This window comes from Janibacter sp. A1S7 (genome assembly GCF_037198315.1).
Taxonomy (GTDB): Bacteria; Actinomycetota; Actinomycetes; order Actinomycetales; family Dermatophilaceae; genus Janibacter; species Janibacter alittae.
In genome coordinates, this window is the sequence record NZ_CP144913.1 from 2,785,519 (window position 1) to 2,799,211 (window position 13,693).

The window sequence follows — 13,693 nt, forward strand, 5'->3', positions numbered from 1 at the left end:
TACCGTGGACGGCGTGAGCACCGATCGCTGGCCCGCGTGGGTCTACGCCGAGGGCGAGGAGCCGGACTACCGCTTCTCGCTGGCCAACGAGCGCACCTTCCTGGCGTGGCTGCGCACGACGCTCGCGCTGATCGCCGCCGGCGTCGCCGTGAACGTGATCGACCTCGGCGTCCCCGAGGGGGTGGCGCGCGGTCTGTCGACGCTCCTCCTCGGGCTGGGGGTGATCACCCCGGCCACGGCATTCGTGCGATGGGCCCGGGCCGAACGTGCCATGCGGCGCGAGACGGAGCTGCCGTCCATGGGCGCCCTGGCCGTAGTGCTCACCGCGGTCGTCCTGCTCGTCGCCACCGTCCTCGCGGTCGTCGCGGTGGTGCCCTGATGCGAGGTCACCGACCATGAGCGAGTTCGCGACCGCGTCTCCCCACGGCGCCCAGCCCGAGCGCACCGCCCTGTCCTGGCAGCGCACCGCGCTCGCCAGTGCCACCGGCGCCGCGGTCATCGCCCGGCACTCCTCCGAGACCCTCGGCGTGCTCGCCCTGCCCCTCTTCCTGGGGACCCTCGGCTTCGCCGCCGCGGCATTCTTCCTCGGGCGGCACCGCTACGACCTCTCCCCCGCCGAACCTGCCCGGCGCCGCGACGGTCGCGCGCCCTTCGTCCTCACCCTGGCCGTCGTCGCGATGGCCCTGACCGAACTGCTCGCTCTCGTCATCCCAGGAGGCTGAGATGCCCACCGACGACCTCGGAACCGCCCTCGCGTCGGGCCCTCCCCCACAGCGGGTCGTCTCCCTCGTCCCGAGCCTGACCGAGGCGATCTCGGCCACCTGCCCGGAGGCACTCGTCGGTGCCACGGACTGGTGCACCCACCCCGAGGACCTCGAGGTCACCCGGGTGCGCGGCACGAAGAACCCCAACCTGAAGGTGATCGCGGGCCTCGAGCCGGACCTCGTCGTGGTCAACAAGGAGGAGAACCGCGAGCTCGACGTGCGCCGGATGCGCGAGCGCGGGATCGCGGTCTGGGTCACCGACATCGAGGACGTCCCCTCAGCGCTGACGTCGATGCGTCGACTCGTCGTGGGGGCTCTGCAGCAGCCTGTCCCCGGATGGTTGGACCGCGCCGAGGAGCTCTGGCGCACACCCCCGCTCGCACCGCGTGGCCGCCTCGTCGTGCCGATCTGGCGGGATCCGTGGATGGTCGTCGGGCCGCGGACGTACACCACCGACCTGCTGTCCCGCCTCGGCTGGAGCAACGCCTTCGCCGGCCCGGACGCCGACCCCGACAAGCGGTACCCGCACGTCGACCTCGCCGACATCGATCGGGATGACGTCGACCTCGTGCTCCTGCCGGACGAGCCGTACGAGTTCACTGCGGACGACGGGCCGGAGGCCTTCGCGCAGGCACCCACCCAACTGGTCAGCGGACGGCTGCTCACCTGGTACGGACCGGCGATGGTCGAGGCGCACGAGGTGCTCGCCGGGGACTAGCCGGAGCAACGACGAAGGGGGCCGGTCACCGTGACCGGCCCCCCTCGAGCGTGATCCGTGCGCTGGGTCAGCGCCTCCTCGGGGCGATTGCCGCGGCGGCATCGATGATGCCGTCGCCGTAGAAGCCGTTGAAGTCGGCGTCACCGGCGCACTGCGCGTTGTACGACGCCGGGATGGGGGCCGGGTAGTCGAACAGGCGCGGCTCAGGGCACGGCGTGTTCCGGGCGGAGCTCATCAGGATGCTCTCCGTCCGGTCCGGGTCGAGACCGTAGCCGGCCCTGCCGTTCATCTTTCCGTAGCGGGAGACGATGAGCGCCGCGACACCCGCAGCGTGCGGGGAGGCCATCGACGTGCCCTGGTAGTACTCGTAGTACCCGCACAGCTCACCACGGTGACTGCCCCGGCGCGAGCGCTTCAGGCAGTCCTTGACGACCCACCCCTCACCGTCGGGGGTGATGTTGCCGTCCTCGTCCACCGATCCCTCGGCCTTGACGACGTTCTCCGGGACCGAGGAGAGGATCATGCTTTCCGGGTTCGGGCCGGTGGCGTTCGGCCAGTCGTAGGCGTCACCACCCGGCGCGGACACCTCGATCTGACCGGAGTCGACGTCCGTGGTGTAGTTCGAGTAGTAGGCCTTGCGCTCCGACGGTCCCACCGCGGAGACGCCGATGACGTCCTCGTGCTGCGTCGGCAGGTCGAGGCAGTTGGCCGGGTCGATGGTGCGCTCGTGCTCGTTGCCCTCGGGGTAGTTCGGGCTCGAGGCGTCCGTCAGCGGCTGGCCCAGGTCGTTGGCGGCGTTGCCGAGGGCGCCCACGAGCGTGACGTCCTTGTCGTGGGCATAGCTGAGGGCTCGCGAGACCGACTCGATGATCATGTCCTGCTCGGCGGCCTCCTCCGGGCTGTCCTCGGGAGCACCCCCGTTGCAGTAGTAGGCCCACGGGTCGACGTAGAAGCTCATGTTGACCACGTCGAGGCCGGCGTCGGCGGCGTAGGTGAGCGCGTTGACGGTGGGCCCGACGAAGAAGTACCCGGCGTCCTGGCCGGCGCGCACGTTGACGATGCCCACGCCCGGCGCGACGCCGGAGACACCCATCCCGTTCTTCACCGCGGCGACCGTGCCGGCCACGTGGGTGCCGTGGCCGCCGTTGTCGACATCCGCCGGGTCGACACAGCCGTCGTACTCGCACGGCCCGTCGATCGCCGGGATGTCCGTGACGAAGTTGCGCGAGAGCTTGTGGTCGAAGTTGGCCCCGATGTCCGGGTGGCTGGCGTCGACACCGGTGTCCATGATGCCGACCTTGACCCGGCGGTCACCGAATTCGATCCTCTGCGCCTCCGGCGCGTTGATCATGTCCATGCCCCACAACTTGTCGTCCAGAGGGTCGGGGGCGAACCTACCGGCCCGGTGACCCTTGTGGTGACCATGGCCCGTGCCGCTGGGGGGGCTGGTGTCTGTGCCCTCGCCGAAACCCGGTCCCCGGTTCGGGCGCTCGACCGCGTCCTTCTTGTGCAGTCGCGGCGAGCGTCCCACGACGCCCTCCGAGGCGGCCCCGAAGACGTCCTTCATCGACCTGGCCTTCTTGGCGAAGTTGGCATCCGTCGAGGTGACGATCACCATGCCGACCCGATCGTTGACCGAGGTGACGTTCGCCCCCTTCGCCTCGAGCTGCTCCGCGAGGGCGGCCGCGCTGCCGCCACGTTCGGCCAGCACGACGTATGACTCGGCGTCGCCGGCGCCGGTTGTGAAGGTGACTGAGGCGTTGGTGCCAGCAGGTGTTGCTGTGGCGCTGGTGGCCGCCGCTCCCGTCAGACCGAGCGACAGTGCGCCCACGATGGCGACCGTACGGTGTCGTCGCATGCAATTCCTCCCCGTGACTGCGGAGGCCTCGTTGCCACCGCCACCGAGCAGACTATGACGTCGACGGCGTGAGCGCGCGTCCAACGAGGAGAGGTCGCTGAACGGCCCCACCCCGCCGCGTGGCATGGAGGGTCGGTCGGGGCAGCGGCCTACTTCAGCTCCTTGCTGGAGTAGCCGAGGACGCGACGGGCAATGACGAGCAGCTGGATCTGCTGCGTGCCCTCGAAGATGTCGAGGATCTTGGAGTCGCGCGCCCACTTCTCGAGGAGCTCGGTCTCGGCGTAGCCGGTGGCACCGGCGAGCTCGACACAGGCCAGGGAGACGTCGACGCAGGTCCGGCCCGCCTTCGCCTTGGCCATCGACGCCTCCATCGAGTTCGGCTTGCCGTTGTCGGCCATCCAGGCGGCGCGCAGTGTCAGGAGGTAGGCGCTCTGGTAGTCCGCCTCCATCTCGATCAGCCGGGCGGCCGCGGCGGACTGGACCTGCGCGGGCCGGTCCCAGTCGACGACGACGCCGGCGTCGGCCAGCAGCGTCGCCGTCTTGTCGAGCGAGGCCCGGGTCAGGCCCAGCGCCATCGCCGCCACCAGCGGGCGGGTGTTGTCGAAGGTCTGCATCGCGCCACCGAAACCACCCGCGATCCGGATCTCCGGGTCACCGAGGAGGTCCTCGGCCGGCACACGACAGTCGTCGAGCACGAAGGCCGCGGTGTCGGAGGCCCGGATGCCGAGCTTGTGCTCCAGTCGCACCAGCTGCAGGCCCGGGTTGTCACGGCGCACGACGAAGGACTTGATGGCCTGCTTGCCGAGGCTGCGGTCGAGGGTCGCCCACACGACGACCAACTCGGCGCGCTCACCGGAGGTGACGAAGATCTTCTCTCCGTTGAGGACGTAGTGGTCGCCGTCCCTGGTGGCGGTGGTGCGGATGGCGCCGGAGTCGGATCCGGTGTCGGGTTCGGTGATCGCCATCGCGGCCCACTTGCCGGCGTAGCGTTCCTTCTGCTCGTCGCTGGCGACGGCGGCGATGGCCGCGTTGCCCAGGCCCTGACGCGGGATCGACAGGGTCAGACCGACGTCTCCGCGGCAGGTCTCCAGGATCGAGAGCACCGACGAGAGGTTGGATCCGTTCTTGTTCTCCCTCTCACCCCTGGCGCTCCTCCGGCCGGAGCCGACGGCCGCGACGTCGCCCTCCTGCGCCCCGTCGTCCGTGGCGCGGGTGGTGTTGGAGGCCCCGGCCCCCTGACCGGCGCCGCCATCGGCCATGCCGTCGATGACGGCGGAGACGAGGTCGAGCTCGGCGGGGTACTCGTGTTCGGCGCGGTCGTACTTCCGCGAGATCGGCCAGAAGACCTCCTCGGCCATGCCGCGGGCCTGGGAGACGAGCGGGCGGAACTTCTTCGGAACCTCGAGATCGATCATTTTGTCGTGTCCTTCGTGTCGTCGGTGGCTGCGAGGCGCGACCGGGGAGGGCCACGGGTCTCGGCCCACGGGAAGTTGAGTGGGAGGACCGCTCAGACGAGCAGCGTGCCCTCGAGTACCCCGGCGCCCCGCAGGTCGCGGTACCAGCGCTCGTTGTCGAACTCCTTGACGAAGCCGTGGCCCCCGAGCAGCTGGACGCCGCTCGAGCCGATCCAGGTGGCGTGCCGCGACACGAGGCTGCGGGCCTGGGCGATCTCGGCGCTCGCGTCCGCACCGCGGTCGAGGAGCGAGGCCGCCTTCCACACCACGAGGCGCAGACCGGCGAGCTCGATGGCGATGTCGGAGACGGTGAAGGCGACGGCCTGGCGATAGCCGATCGGCTCGCCGAAGGCCTTGCGCTCCTTGACGTACTCACTGACCTGGTCGAGGACCGCCTGCGAGGTGCCGACGGCAGCCGCAGCCCACGCCAGACGGGCGCGACGGACGGCGTCGCGGTGGTCCTCGGCGGTGCCGAGCACGTCGCTCTCCGACACGCGAACACCCTCGAGGTGCAGTCGGGCGGTCCGGGCGGCGCGCACGCCCATCGCGGGGTCGTCCTCGACCTGCAGGCCCTCGAGGCCGGCCGTGACGATGACGAGGCGGGCCTCGCCGTCGATCTCGGCGGAGACGATGAAGAGCTCGGCCTCCTCGGCGCCGGGCACGAGCGCCTTGACGCCGTCGAGGACGATGTCGCCACCCTCACGACGGCCCACGGTCCGCAGGGCGAAGGGGTCGAAGAGCACCTGCGACTCCTGCAGCGCCAGGGCGGCGGCCGGCGGGTTCTCCCCGGCGAACTCGGTCAGGTAGGTGGCCTGCTGCTCCGCGCTCCCGTAGCCGGCGAGCGCGGTGGCCACAGCCGAACGGGCCATGATCGCGGTGGCGATGCCCATGTCGCCACGGGCCAGCTCCTCCAGGACGAGGGCGCCGGTGACGGCAGAGCGCTCCTCGGCGATGCCCTCGAGCTCGGCCGGGACCCCGATGAGGTGCAGACCCATGTCGGCGGCGGCGGTGCGGACCTCGTCCGGAACGGACCGCTCGGTATCGGCAGTGGCGGCAGCGGGCCGGATGACCTCGTCGGCGAGCTCGCGAGCCACCCCCTGGATCATCTGCTGGTCCTCGGTGGGTGTGAGGTCGAAGGTCTTCTTCGGCTTCGTCGGGGCCGGACGGGCCGGGTCACCGGAGGCCTTCTTCCTGGCGAAGCCGCGCCCGGCGGCGGTCTGTGCCTTGAAGCCGGTCACGGCACCCTTGTACAGGTACTTCTCGACCCGAGCGCGCACTTCCTTGTCCTTCAGACCGGGCAGTCCCCCGGCCTTGGCGATGAGACGCAGGCCGATGCGCTGGCCCTTGTCGGCCAGGGTCATCGTTTCACTGGAAGCCATGGGACTACCCCTTCGTGTGCGGCAAACCGAAAGTGTTCGGTACAGACAGTACCCGCTACAGCGAGTATCGGTAAACCGGTGAGTCACTACGAGCCCGGGTGATCCGCGGCACAGCAGCCCGTCACCACGCATTCCGACTGCGCGGGTGATCTCACGCACAAGCGGCCCGTCGCGCCCGGTCCCACCCCTTCTACTGACGGTAGCCTGCCCACAACGGGAGCCCGAGAGGGAGCACCCGACACCAGAGCACGTGAGAGGGATACAGAGCATGGTCGACGTCGACGCCGCGCTGGATGCGTCAGGCCTCACGAACGAGGCTGTCCGCGAGTACGTGAAGCACTGGGCGCAGATCACCCAGCCGGACCGGATCGAGGTGATCGGCGCCGAGGACGACGACCGTCTCATCCAGGAATGCCTCGAGTCCGGCGAGTTCCAGCCCGCCGGTGAGGGGCGCTACTACTCCCGCTCCTACTCCAAGGACACGGCCCGCTCCGAGGAGCGCACCATCGTCGCGACCAATGACGAGAAGGACAAGGGCGTCTACAACAACTGGCGTCCGGCCTCCGAGATGAAGGAAAAGCTGACCGAGCTCATGCGCGGCCAGTCCAAGGGCAAGACGATGTACGTCCTGCCGTACCTGATGTCCCCGAAGGGCAACGAGCTGGCCCAGTGGGCAGCTGGAGTCGAGCTGACCGACAGCCGCCCGGTCGTGCTGCACATGATGCGGATGTCCCGCGTGGGCGTGGAGCACGTCAACGACCTCCCGGAGCAGGGCAACTTCGTGCGTGCCGTGCACGTCACCGGCGACCTGGAGAACCTCGGTCAGGGCACCCCCGACGACAAGCGCTACTTCGTCACCGTGGCCGATGAGCGGATGATCCTGCACTTCGGCTCCTCCTACGGTGGCAACGCGCTGCTCGGCAAGATCGCCCACGGTCTGCGCCAGGGCGCCTACGACGGCTGGGACACCAGGAAGTTCCTCGCCGAGCAGTACATGCTCATCGGGATCACCGACAAGGAGACCGGCAAGCGGTACCACATCACCGGTGGCTTCCCGAGCGCCTCGGGCAAGACCAACCTCGCCATGATGTTGCCGCCGGACGCCATGGGCGACCGCTACCAGGTCGACTTCTACGGCGACGACATCGCGTGGCTCTGGGTCGACGAGTCGACCGGCAAGCTGATGGGGATGAACCCGGAGTTCGGTGTCTTCGGTGTCGCCAAGGACACCAACGAGAAGACGAACCCGACCGCTCTGCACTCCACGGACCCGGGCACGAAGGTCATCTTCACCAACGTCGCCTACAACCCCAAGCTCGAAGAGGTCTGGTGGGAGGGCCGCACGCCCGAGCCGCCGGCCGACCTGGAGGGGTGGCTGGACTGGAAGGGTCACCCGATCGCCGACCGCGAGCCGGGCGACGACTCCCCCTGGGCGCACCCGAACAGCCGGTTCACCACGACCCTGGCCAACGTGCCGAACGCCGCCGATGACTTCGACGAGGCCGCCGGCGTGCCGATCGACGCGATCATCTTCGGTGGTCGCACCCGGGACCGTGAGCCGCTGATCCGCGCGATCCACGACGTCGCCGAGGGCGTCTACGACGGCCTGACCCTGGGCGCCGAGGCGACCTTCGCCGCCGAGGGCGTCGAGGGTCAGCTGCGCTACGACCCGATGTCCAACCGGCCCTTCATGGCCTACGGGGAGGGTGACTACGCGCGCCACTACCTGGACCTGCTGGCCCAGGTGAAGGACAAGCCGCTCTTCGCGCACGTCAACTGGTTCCAGAAGGACCCGGAGGACGGGCACTACGTGTGGCCGGGATTCCGCGAGAACCTGCGTCCGCTCCTGTGGCTGATGCGCCTGAAGGACGGTGAGGTCACCGGTCGCAGCACACCTGTCGGCATCATCCCGACCGAGGACGAGCTGGACCTCGAGGGCCTCGACCTGCCGCAGGCGGACCTCGACCGGATCCTGTCCATCGACGTGCCGCGCTGGCAGCAGGAGATGGGCTTCCGAGAGGAGCACCTGAAGCAGTTCGACCGGCTGCCCGAGGAGATCTGGGAGGCCCACCGCCGCGTGTCCGCCGACCTCGACAACGAGGTCTGATCTGCTTGACCCATGACGAAGGGGGCCGCCCGGGACGATCCCGGGCGGCCCCCTTCGTCATGCCCCTCGCGTCACACGCTCGCCGGAGCGGGCCAGGCCTCGCCCTCATGCGCTGTTGATTCGTGGTGGGTGTCGCGGGGGCCTTCCGCTGCGACCGGGGTCATTGGGAGACGGATCGTTCGATGCGGTCGATGAGCGATTCCAGGCCGATCTCGAATTCTTGCTCGCTGGTGTCCTGGCTGAGTCGGTCCTGCATCCGGCGCACGTGGGGTGACTCGCGCAGATCAAGGTGCCCGTCGCGCTCAGGGATGGCGGCATCGCCTTCATCGAGGGATTCATCGATCGTGACGATGTGGTGTGCGTGGGTAGCGACCTCCAGGAGCAGGGATCCGACCAGGAAGGTGGTGAAGACCTTGTAGGCGTCCACGGCCCTGACATCGTCAAAGCCCTTCTCGCTGAGCGTGGCCAGGAAGTGCTCGATCACCTCGAGGCTGCGCAGCGGTGGCCGCAGCCAGGGTGCTGCGGGATGACGAGTTGCCGCCAGCGGGAACGCGGCCGGGTGGGTCAGTGCGGCTGCGCGAACTTCGTGGGCCAGGGCCTGCAGGTATCCCTGCCAGGTGCTGAATCCTCTGGCGTCGACCCGGTCGGTGAGCCCGTCCGTCAACCGCTGCGCGACGGCCTCGAGGAGGTCCTCGCGCCCGGAGACGTACCGGTACAAGGACATCGCCTCGACCCCGAGGGCCTGCCCGGCTCGGCGCATCGTCAGGCCGGGCACCCCATGGGCGTCGATCAGTTCGAGCGCCGCGTCCACGATGCGTTCGCGGTCCAGCCGGGGGCGGGGTCCTGCAGCCGGCTCGGGTGCCGAGGGGGTCATCGTGGTCCTTTCCTGGGACGGTGCGGGCCCGCCCATTGTCCCGGGTCTGCCGGATCGTTGCCATACCGCAGTGCGTGTGTTTACATTGTAAACCCCCGGCGTGGGTTGCTGGATCCATCATTCAGAAGGAGATCGCTCATGCAGATCGACAAGCAGAAGATCATGGACCTGCTCACGGACCGGGGGGACGAGGCCAAGGCGAAGCAGGCGGACTCCGACCTGCCCGACCAGGTGGACACCGACGAGCACCGTGGCGCGCTGGAGAAGCTGGGGGTCAGCCCTGCTGATCTGGCCGGCAGATTCAGTCTCTGACCCCGAGACCCCCCGTGGTGGGCGAACCCAAGGACTGCGGGTTCGCCCACCACGGGTTTGAGGGTCGGCAACTCCGACCGAGCTCGAACCTGCGGTGGCAGGGTCGAGATGGGGGGCGGGTCAGGAAGTGGCGGACTCCGGCAGGCGCCCCTTGCGCTTGGCGTAGGCCTGGGTGGACTTGTGGTTGACCATGATCCTGGCCAGCTGCACGACCGCCCCGGAGACGAGGGCGAAGGCGATCGCCTCTGCCCAGTCGACCTCCGGGTCCTCCGGGTTGTTCGGGACGGTGCCGTCGGTGACCAGCGCCCACGCCTTCTCGATGACCTTTCTGGCCATGATCCCGCCGCCGATGGCGGCGGCGGTGGTGGCCAGGCTCCAGATCTTCTCGCTCATGATGACTGCCCTTCAGTGCTTCGGGTGCGGTTCGGGTGCAGACAACCGCAAAAAGGTACTTGCAGCGGAGCTGCCTTGCCTTGTAAGTTTACACAGTAAGCGCAGCGTGGCAATGCCGCGGACACCGCGTGACCCGCCTGTGAACAGCAATCAGTGAGGGATGGACGATGAGCAAAATCACGATGGCAGTGGCCTTCGGAACCGGGTATGTCCTGGGTGCGCGAGCGGGGCGCGGACGCTATGAGCAACTGCGTGATCGCGCGCAGGAGTGGTGGACGAACCCGAAGGTGCAACGGCAGGCGCGCAAGGTCCAGGAGCAGGCCAAGCAGGTGCCCGGACAGGCCAAGGAGCGCCTGCCCGAGTCGATGGGCGGGACCTCTTCGTCGCAGCAGGGCGCTGCGGGCCCGGGTGAGAGTGCGGCCGGGGGCTCGTGGTCCTCGGACACCACCGGTTCGGCCGATCCGGTCACGGGCGAGACGGACCTTGCCGGTGGGCAGCACCGTGGCTGAGCCGATGCAACCACGCACGGATGATGCCGTGACCAGGCAGCCGCGCACCGATGATGCCTCGACCGGGGAACTGATCTCCCGGCTGAGCGAGCAGACGAGCACGCTGATCCGCGACGAGATGCGTTTGGCGCAGGCCGAGCTCAGCGCCAAGGCCAAGCACGCCGGCGTCGGTGTGGGCATGTTCGGCGCGGGTGGGCTGCTGGCCTTCTTCGGCGGGGCGGTCCTGGTCGCGACCGCCATCCTGGCCCTGGCGCTGGTGTTGCCGGCATGGGCCGCGGCACTGATCGTTGGGGTGGTGCTCCTGGTGGCTGCCGCCCTCGTGTCGGTGCTGGGCAAGAAGCAGGTCGAGCAGGCCACGCCGCTGAAGCCCGAGCGGGCGATGGCAAGCGCCCAGCGTGATGTCACCGAGGTCAAGGAGGCGAGCAGCCGTGAGCACGACTGAACCCCACGAGTGGGCGACCGACGAACCCTCTGGTCACGAGTCGTCGCATGACGAGTTGAGCCAGGACCCGGGCGAGATCGAGACCGAGATCGCTCGGCACCGCGAGGATCTGGGCGCCACCGTCGATGAGCTGACCGAACGCCTGGACGTGAAGAAGCAGGCCAAGAACCAGATCGCCGACCTGAAGACCCAGGCCAAGAGCCGGGCAGCGGACCTCCAGGCCCAGGGGGCCAACCGGGCACAGAGCCTACGCCGGGGCTTCCAGCGCGCTGACCACGCTGAGTTGACCGCCTTGGGCGCACGAGCGCTCGCGGGCGTTGCCGCCGTGGGACTGCTGGTCGTGGTGGTCCGGCGGGTGCGCAGATGAGCGCCAGAGCCGACCAGGAGCGCACCCGACGAGGCGCGCCTCACCCCGAGCACGACGACAAACCGTCCACCCCGAGCAAGGTCACCGGCTCGGGGTGGAAGTACACCGGGCGCAAGGCCTTCCGGGAGTTCCTCGATGACCAGTGCACCGATCTGGCGGCTGCGCTGACCTACTACTCGGTGCTGGCGGCGTTCCCGGCGCTGATCGCGATCTTCTCGTTGCTGGGACTCGTCGGGCAGAGCCAGAGCACGGTCGATGCGGTCATGCCGGTGCTGGAGCAGGTCCTGGGCAGCTCGGCGACGCAGACGCTGGAGCCGGTGGTCAGCTCGTTGGCCAGTGCCCCGGGAGCCGGCCTGGCGCTGATCCTGGGTCTGGCCACCGCGCTGTGGTCGGCCTCGGGCTATGTCACCGCCTTCAGCCGGGCGATGAACCGGGTCTACGAGATCGGCGAGGGGCGCCCCATCTGGAAGCTGCGCCCGATCATGCTGCTGATCACCCTGGTCATGGTCGTGCTGGTGGTGCTCGTCGCGCTGATGCTCGTGCTCTCCGGCCCGGCCGCCCAGGCCGTCGGCGACCTCATCGGCCTGGGCTCGGCCGCGCTGAGCGTGTGGAGCATCGCCAAGTGGCCGCTCGTGCTGGTCCTGGTGATGCTGATCGTGGCGATGCTGTACTACACCACCCCGAACGTGAAGCAGCCGAAGTTCCGCTGGATCAGCGTCGGCGCCGCCATCGCGATCCTGGTGTGGATCCTCGTCTCGATCGCCTTCGGCATCTACATCGCCACCGTCGCCAGCTACGGCAGCACCTACGGCTCCTTCGCCGGAGTGATCATCTTCCTGCTGTGGCTGTGGATCACCAACCTGGCGCTGCTGTTCGGAGCCGAGGTCGACGCCGAGCTCGAACGCTCCCGCGAGCTGATCGCCGGCATCGAGGCCGAACGCGACATCCAACTCCCCCTCCGCGACGACACCAAGATCGTCAAGGACGCCGACAAGGACCAGCAGGACATCGACAAGGGCGCCGCCCTGCGCCGCAGCGCCGGACGCACCACCGACACGGAGTAACCAGTACGCCTCCGGTCGGGATTTCATCCCGGCGAGCGGACGGGCACCCATCGTGGGCAGACATCAGGAACGTCCGCGCGCACCTCGCGACCCCGACGGCTCCCAGTGTGGCTCCCACGGTGCCTCAGGAGCCTCTTGAGGTCCGGGCTCATGGAGAACCACGAAGGCCCCAGACGCTGCGTTTCCGCTGGTCTGGGGCCTTCGTTGTCTGTCTCAACACAGAGTGCGCCCGTAGGGATTCGAACCCCAAACCTTCTGATCCGTAGTCAGATGCTCTATCCGTTGAGCTACGGGCGCCCGTTGCCGATCACCTCGGCAACACGGAAGGACAATACCGGCTTGGCTGCCGAGCGCGAAATCGGGTGCTCCCTCGACACCCGGCACGCCACACTCGGCACATGGCCCACTACCTCGAGATCAATCGCGCGAACTGGGACGAGCGGACCGCGATCCACGTCGACTCCCCCGACTACGACCTCGCACGCCTGTGCACCGACCCGGGAGCGATCAGTGACGTCGTGCGCTTCGACCGATCGCGACTCGGGAACATCACCGGAGTCCGCGCCCTGCACCTCCAGTGCCACATCGGCACCGACACTCTCTCCCTGCACCGGCTCGGGGCCGACGTCACCGGACTCGACCTCTCCCCCGCGGCGATCGCTGCGGCACGCGCCCTGGCCGCAGAGACCGGCGCCCCGATCGACTACGTCGTCTCCGACGTCTACGGCGCACCCGAAGCACTGACCGGGGCCACCCCCTTCGACCTCGTGTACACGGGCGTGGGAGCCCTGAACTGGCTGCCGGACATCGAGCGTTGGGCCGGGGCGGTCACGAGCCTGCTGCGCCCCGGCGGACGTCTGCACCTGAGAGAGGGGCACCCGGTGCTGTGGAGCATCGACGACAACCGGCAGGACGGCTTGCTGGTCGTGGACCACCCGTACTTCCAGACCGAGGAGCCGACGGTCTGGGACGAGGCGACGACCTACGCGGCCCCAGCCGAAGGGAGCGACGCCCGGATCGGGGCAAGCGTCACCCACGAGTGGAACCACGGCATCGGCGAGATCGTGACCGCGCTGCTCGACCGCGGGATGCGGGTGGACGCACTCGAGGAACACGACTGCGTGCCCTGGCGTGCCCTCGGCGAACAGATGGAGCCGCACCCGGATCATCCCGGGGAGTTCCGCCTGGCCGACCGACCCGAACGTCTGGCCGCGAGCTACACACTGCGGGCGACGAAGGAGTAGTCCGCCCCGATCCTCCGCCGGCGGGGTGGGCACCGGAGAACGCGAAGGGCCCCGAGCCAATAGCTCGGGGCCCTTCCCTGTGCGCGGAGGCGGAGGGATTTGAACCCTCGACGGGGGTAACCCGAACCGCATTAGCAGTGCGGCGCCATAGGCCTCTAGGCGACGCCTCCAGACAACCCGCACAGACTATCCGCCAAGGCTCGCCACT

15 protein-coding genes and 2 tRNA genes are annotated in these 13,693 nt (G+C 69.0%); 10 read left to right on the plus strand and 7 right to left on the minus strand.

Features of this window, described 5'->3' with window-relative positions:
• The first annotated feature begins 13 nt into the window (after window positions 1-13).
• The 3 genes from V1351_RS13460 to V1351_RS13470 are packed head-to-tail and all read left to right on the plus strand — an operon-like array spanning window position 14 to window position 1,482.
• Window positions 14-379 carry a YidH family protein gene (locus V1351_RS13460; RefSeq protein WP_338748708.1) on the plus strand — a complete coding sequence of 122 codons (366 nt, stop codon included), beginning with the start codon at window positions 14-16 and terminating at the stop codon, window positions 377-379.
• Window positions 380-395: 16 nt separating this feature from the next.
• Window positions 396-722, plus strand: a complete 327-nt coding sequence (locus V1351_RS13465) for a DUF202 domain-containing protein (RefSeq protein WP_338748709.1) — start codon at window positions 396-398, stop codon at window positions 720-722.
• A 1-nt stretch (window position 723) separates the two neighbouring features.
• Window positions 724-1,482, plus strand: coding sequence for a helical backbone metal receptor (locus V1351_RS13470; protein WP_338748710.1), 759 nt, complete (start codon window positions 724-726; stop codon window positions 1,480-1,482).
• A 67-nt stretch (window positions 1,483-1,549) separates the two neighbouring features.
• Here the strand turns inward: V1351_RS13470 and V1351_RS13475 are convergent, their stop codons facing one another.
• From V1351_RS13475 to V1351_RS13485, 3 genes are all read right to left on the minus strand, one after another.
• Window positions 1,550-3,313 carry a S8 family serine peptidase gene (locus tag V1351_RS13475; protein ID WP_338748711.1) on the minus strand — a complete coding sequence of 588 codons (1,764 nt, stop codon included), beginning with the start codon at window positions 3,311-3,313 and terminating at the stop codon, window positions 1,550-1,552.
• 176 nt (window positions 3,314-3,489) lie between these two features.
• A complete protein-coding gene (locus tag V1351_RS13480; RefSeq protein ID WP_338748712.1) occupies window positions 3,490-4,755 on the minus strand; it encodes an acyl-CoA dehydrogenase family protein in 1,266 nt (421 codons plus the stop codon).
• Window positions 4,756-4,847: 92 nt separating this feature from the next.
• Entirely contained in the window at window positions 4,848-6,173 is a 1,326-nt protein-coding gene (locus tag V1351_RS13485) for an acyl-CoA dehydrogenase family protein (RefSeq protein ID WP_338748713.1), read from the minus strand.
• Window positions 6,174-6,441: 268 nt separating this feature from the next.
• Between V1351_RS13485 and V1351_RS13490 the strand changes: the two genes are divergently transcribed.
• Window positions 6,442-8,280, plus strand: coding sequence for a phosphoenolpyruvate carboxykinase (GTP) (locus V1351_RS13490; RefSeq protein WP_338748714.1), 1,839 nt, complete (start codon window positions 6,442-6,444; stop codon window positions 8,278-8,280).
• 160 nt (window positions 8,281-8,440) lie between these two features.
• Here V1351_RS13490 and V1351_RS13495 read toward each other — a convergent pair whose 3' ends face one another.
• Window positions 8,441-9,154, minus strand: coding sequence for a TetR/AcrR family transcriptional regulator C-terminal domain-containing protein (locus tag V1351_RS13495; RefSeq protein ID WP_338748715.1), 714 nt, complete (start codon window positions 9,152-9,154; stop codon window positions 8,441-8,443).
• Window positions 9,155-9,292: 138 nt separating this feature from the next.
• On the opposite strand from V1351_RS13495, the gene V1351_RS13500 reads away from it, so the two are divergent.
• A complete protein-coding gene (locus V1351_RS13500) occupies window positions 9,293-9,466 on the plus strand; it encodes a hypothetical protein (protein WP_338748716.1) in 174 nt (57 codons plus the stop codon).
• 120 nt (window positions 9,467-9,586) lie between these two features.
• Here the strand turns inward: V1351_RS13500 and V1351_RS13505 are convergent, their stop codons facing one another.
• Window positions 9,587-9,859: a DUF4235 domain-containing protein gene (locus V1351_RS13505; RefSeq protein ID WP_338748717.1), complete on the minus strand. Its 273-nt coding sequence runs from the start codon at window positions 9,857-9,859 to the stop codon at window positions 9,587-9,589.
• A 167-nt stretch (window positions 9,860-10,026) separates the two neighbouring features.
• Between V1351_RS13505 and V1351_RS13510 the strand changes: the two genes are divergently transcribed.
• From V1351_RS13510 to V1351_RS13525, 4 genes are read left to right on the plus strand one after another with little or no spacing between them, the layout of a single operon-like run.
• A complete protein-coding gene (locus tag V1351_RS13510) occupies window positions 10,027-10,368 on the plus strand; it encodes a hypothetical protein (protein ID WP_338748718.1) in 342 nt (113 codons plus the stop codon).
• Window positions 10,369-10,396: 28 nt separating this feature from the next.
• A complete protein-coding gene (locus tag V1351_RS13515; protein WP_338748719.1) occupies window positions 10,397-10,810 on the plus strand; it encodes a phage holin family protein in 414 nt (137 codons plus the stop codon).
• A complete protein-coding gene (locus tag V1351_RS13520) occupies window positions 10,797-11,177 on the plus strand; it encodes a DUF3618 domain-containing protein (RefSeq protein WP_338748720.1) in 381 nt (126 codons plus the stop codon). Before V1351_RS13515 ends, V1351_RS13520 begins: the two co-directional genes overlap by 14 nt.
• Window positions 11,174-12,241 (plus strand): YihY/virulence factor BrkB family protein, encoded by a 1,068-nt coding sequence (locus V1351_RS13525; RefSeq protein WP_338748721.1) that lies wholly within the window; start codon window positions 11,174-11,176, stop codon window positions 12,239-12,241. Before V1351_RS13520 ends, V1351_RS13525 begins: the two co-directional genes overlap by 4 nt.
• Window positions 12,242-12,465: 224 nt before the next feature.
• Here V1351_RS13525 and V1351_RS13530 read toward each other — a convergent pair.
• A tRNA-Arg gene (locus V1351_RS13530) sits at window positions 12,466-12,538 on the minus strand.
• Between the two features lie 101 nt (window positions 12,539-12,639).
• Here V1351_RS13530 and V1351_RS13535 point away from each other — a divergent pair.
• On the plus strand, window positions 12,640-13,485 hold the full coding sequence (locus V1351_RS13535) for a class I SAM-dependent methyltransferase (RefSeq protein ID WP_338748722.1): 846 nt from the start codon (window positions 12,640-12,642) through the stop codon (window positions 13,483-13,485).
• A gap of 84 nt (window positions 13,486-13,569) precedes the next feature.
• Here V1351_RS13535 and V1351_RS13540 read toward each other — a convergent pair.
• Window positions 13,570-13,655 (minus strand) — tRNA-Ser (locus tag V1351_RS13540).
• Between the last annotated feature and the right edge of the window lie 38 nt (window positions 13,656-13,693).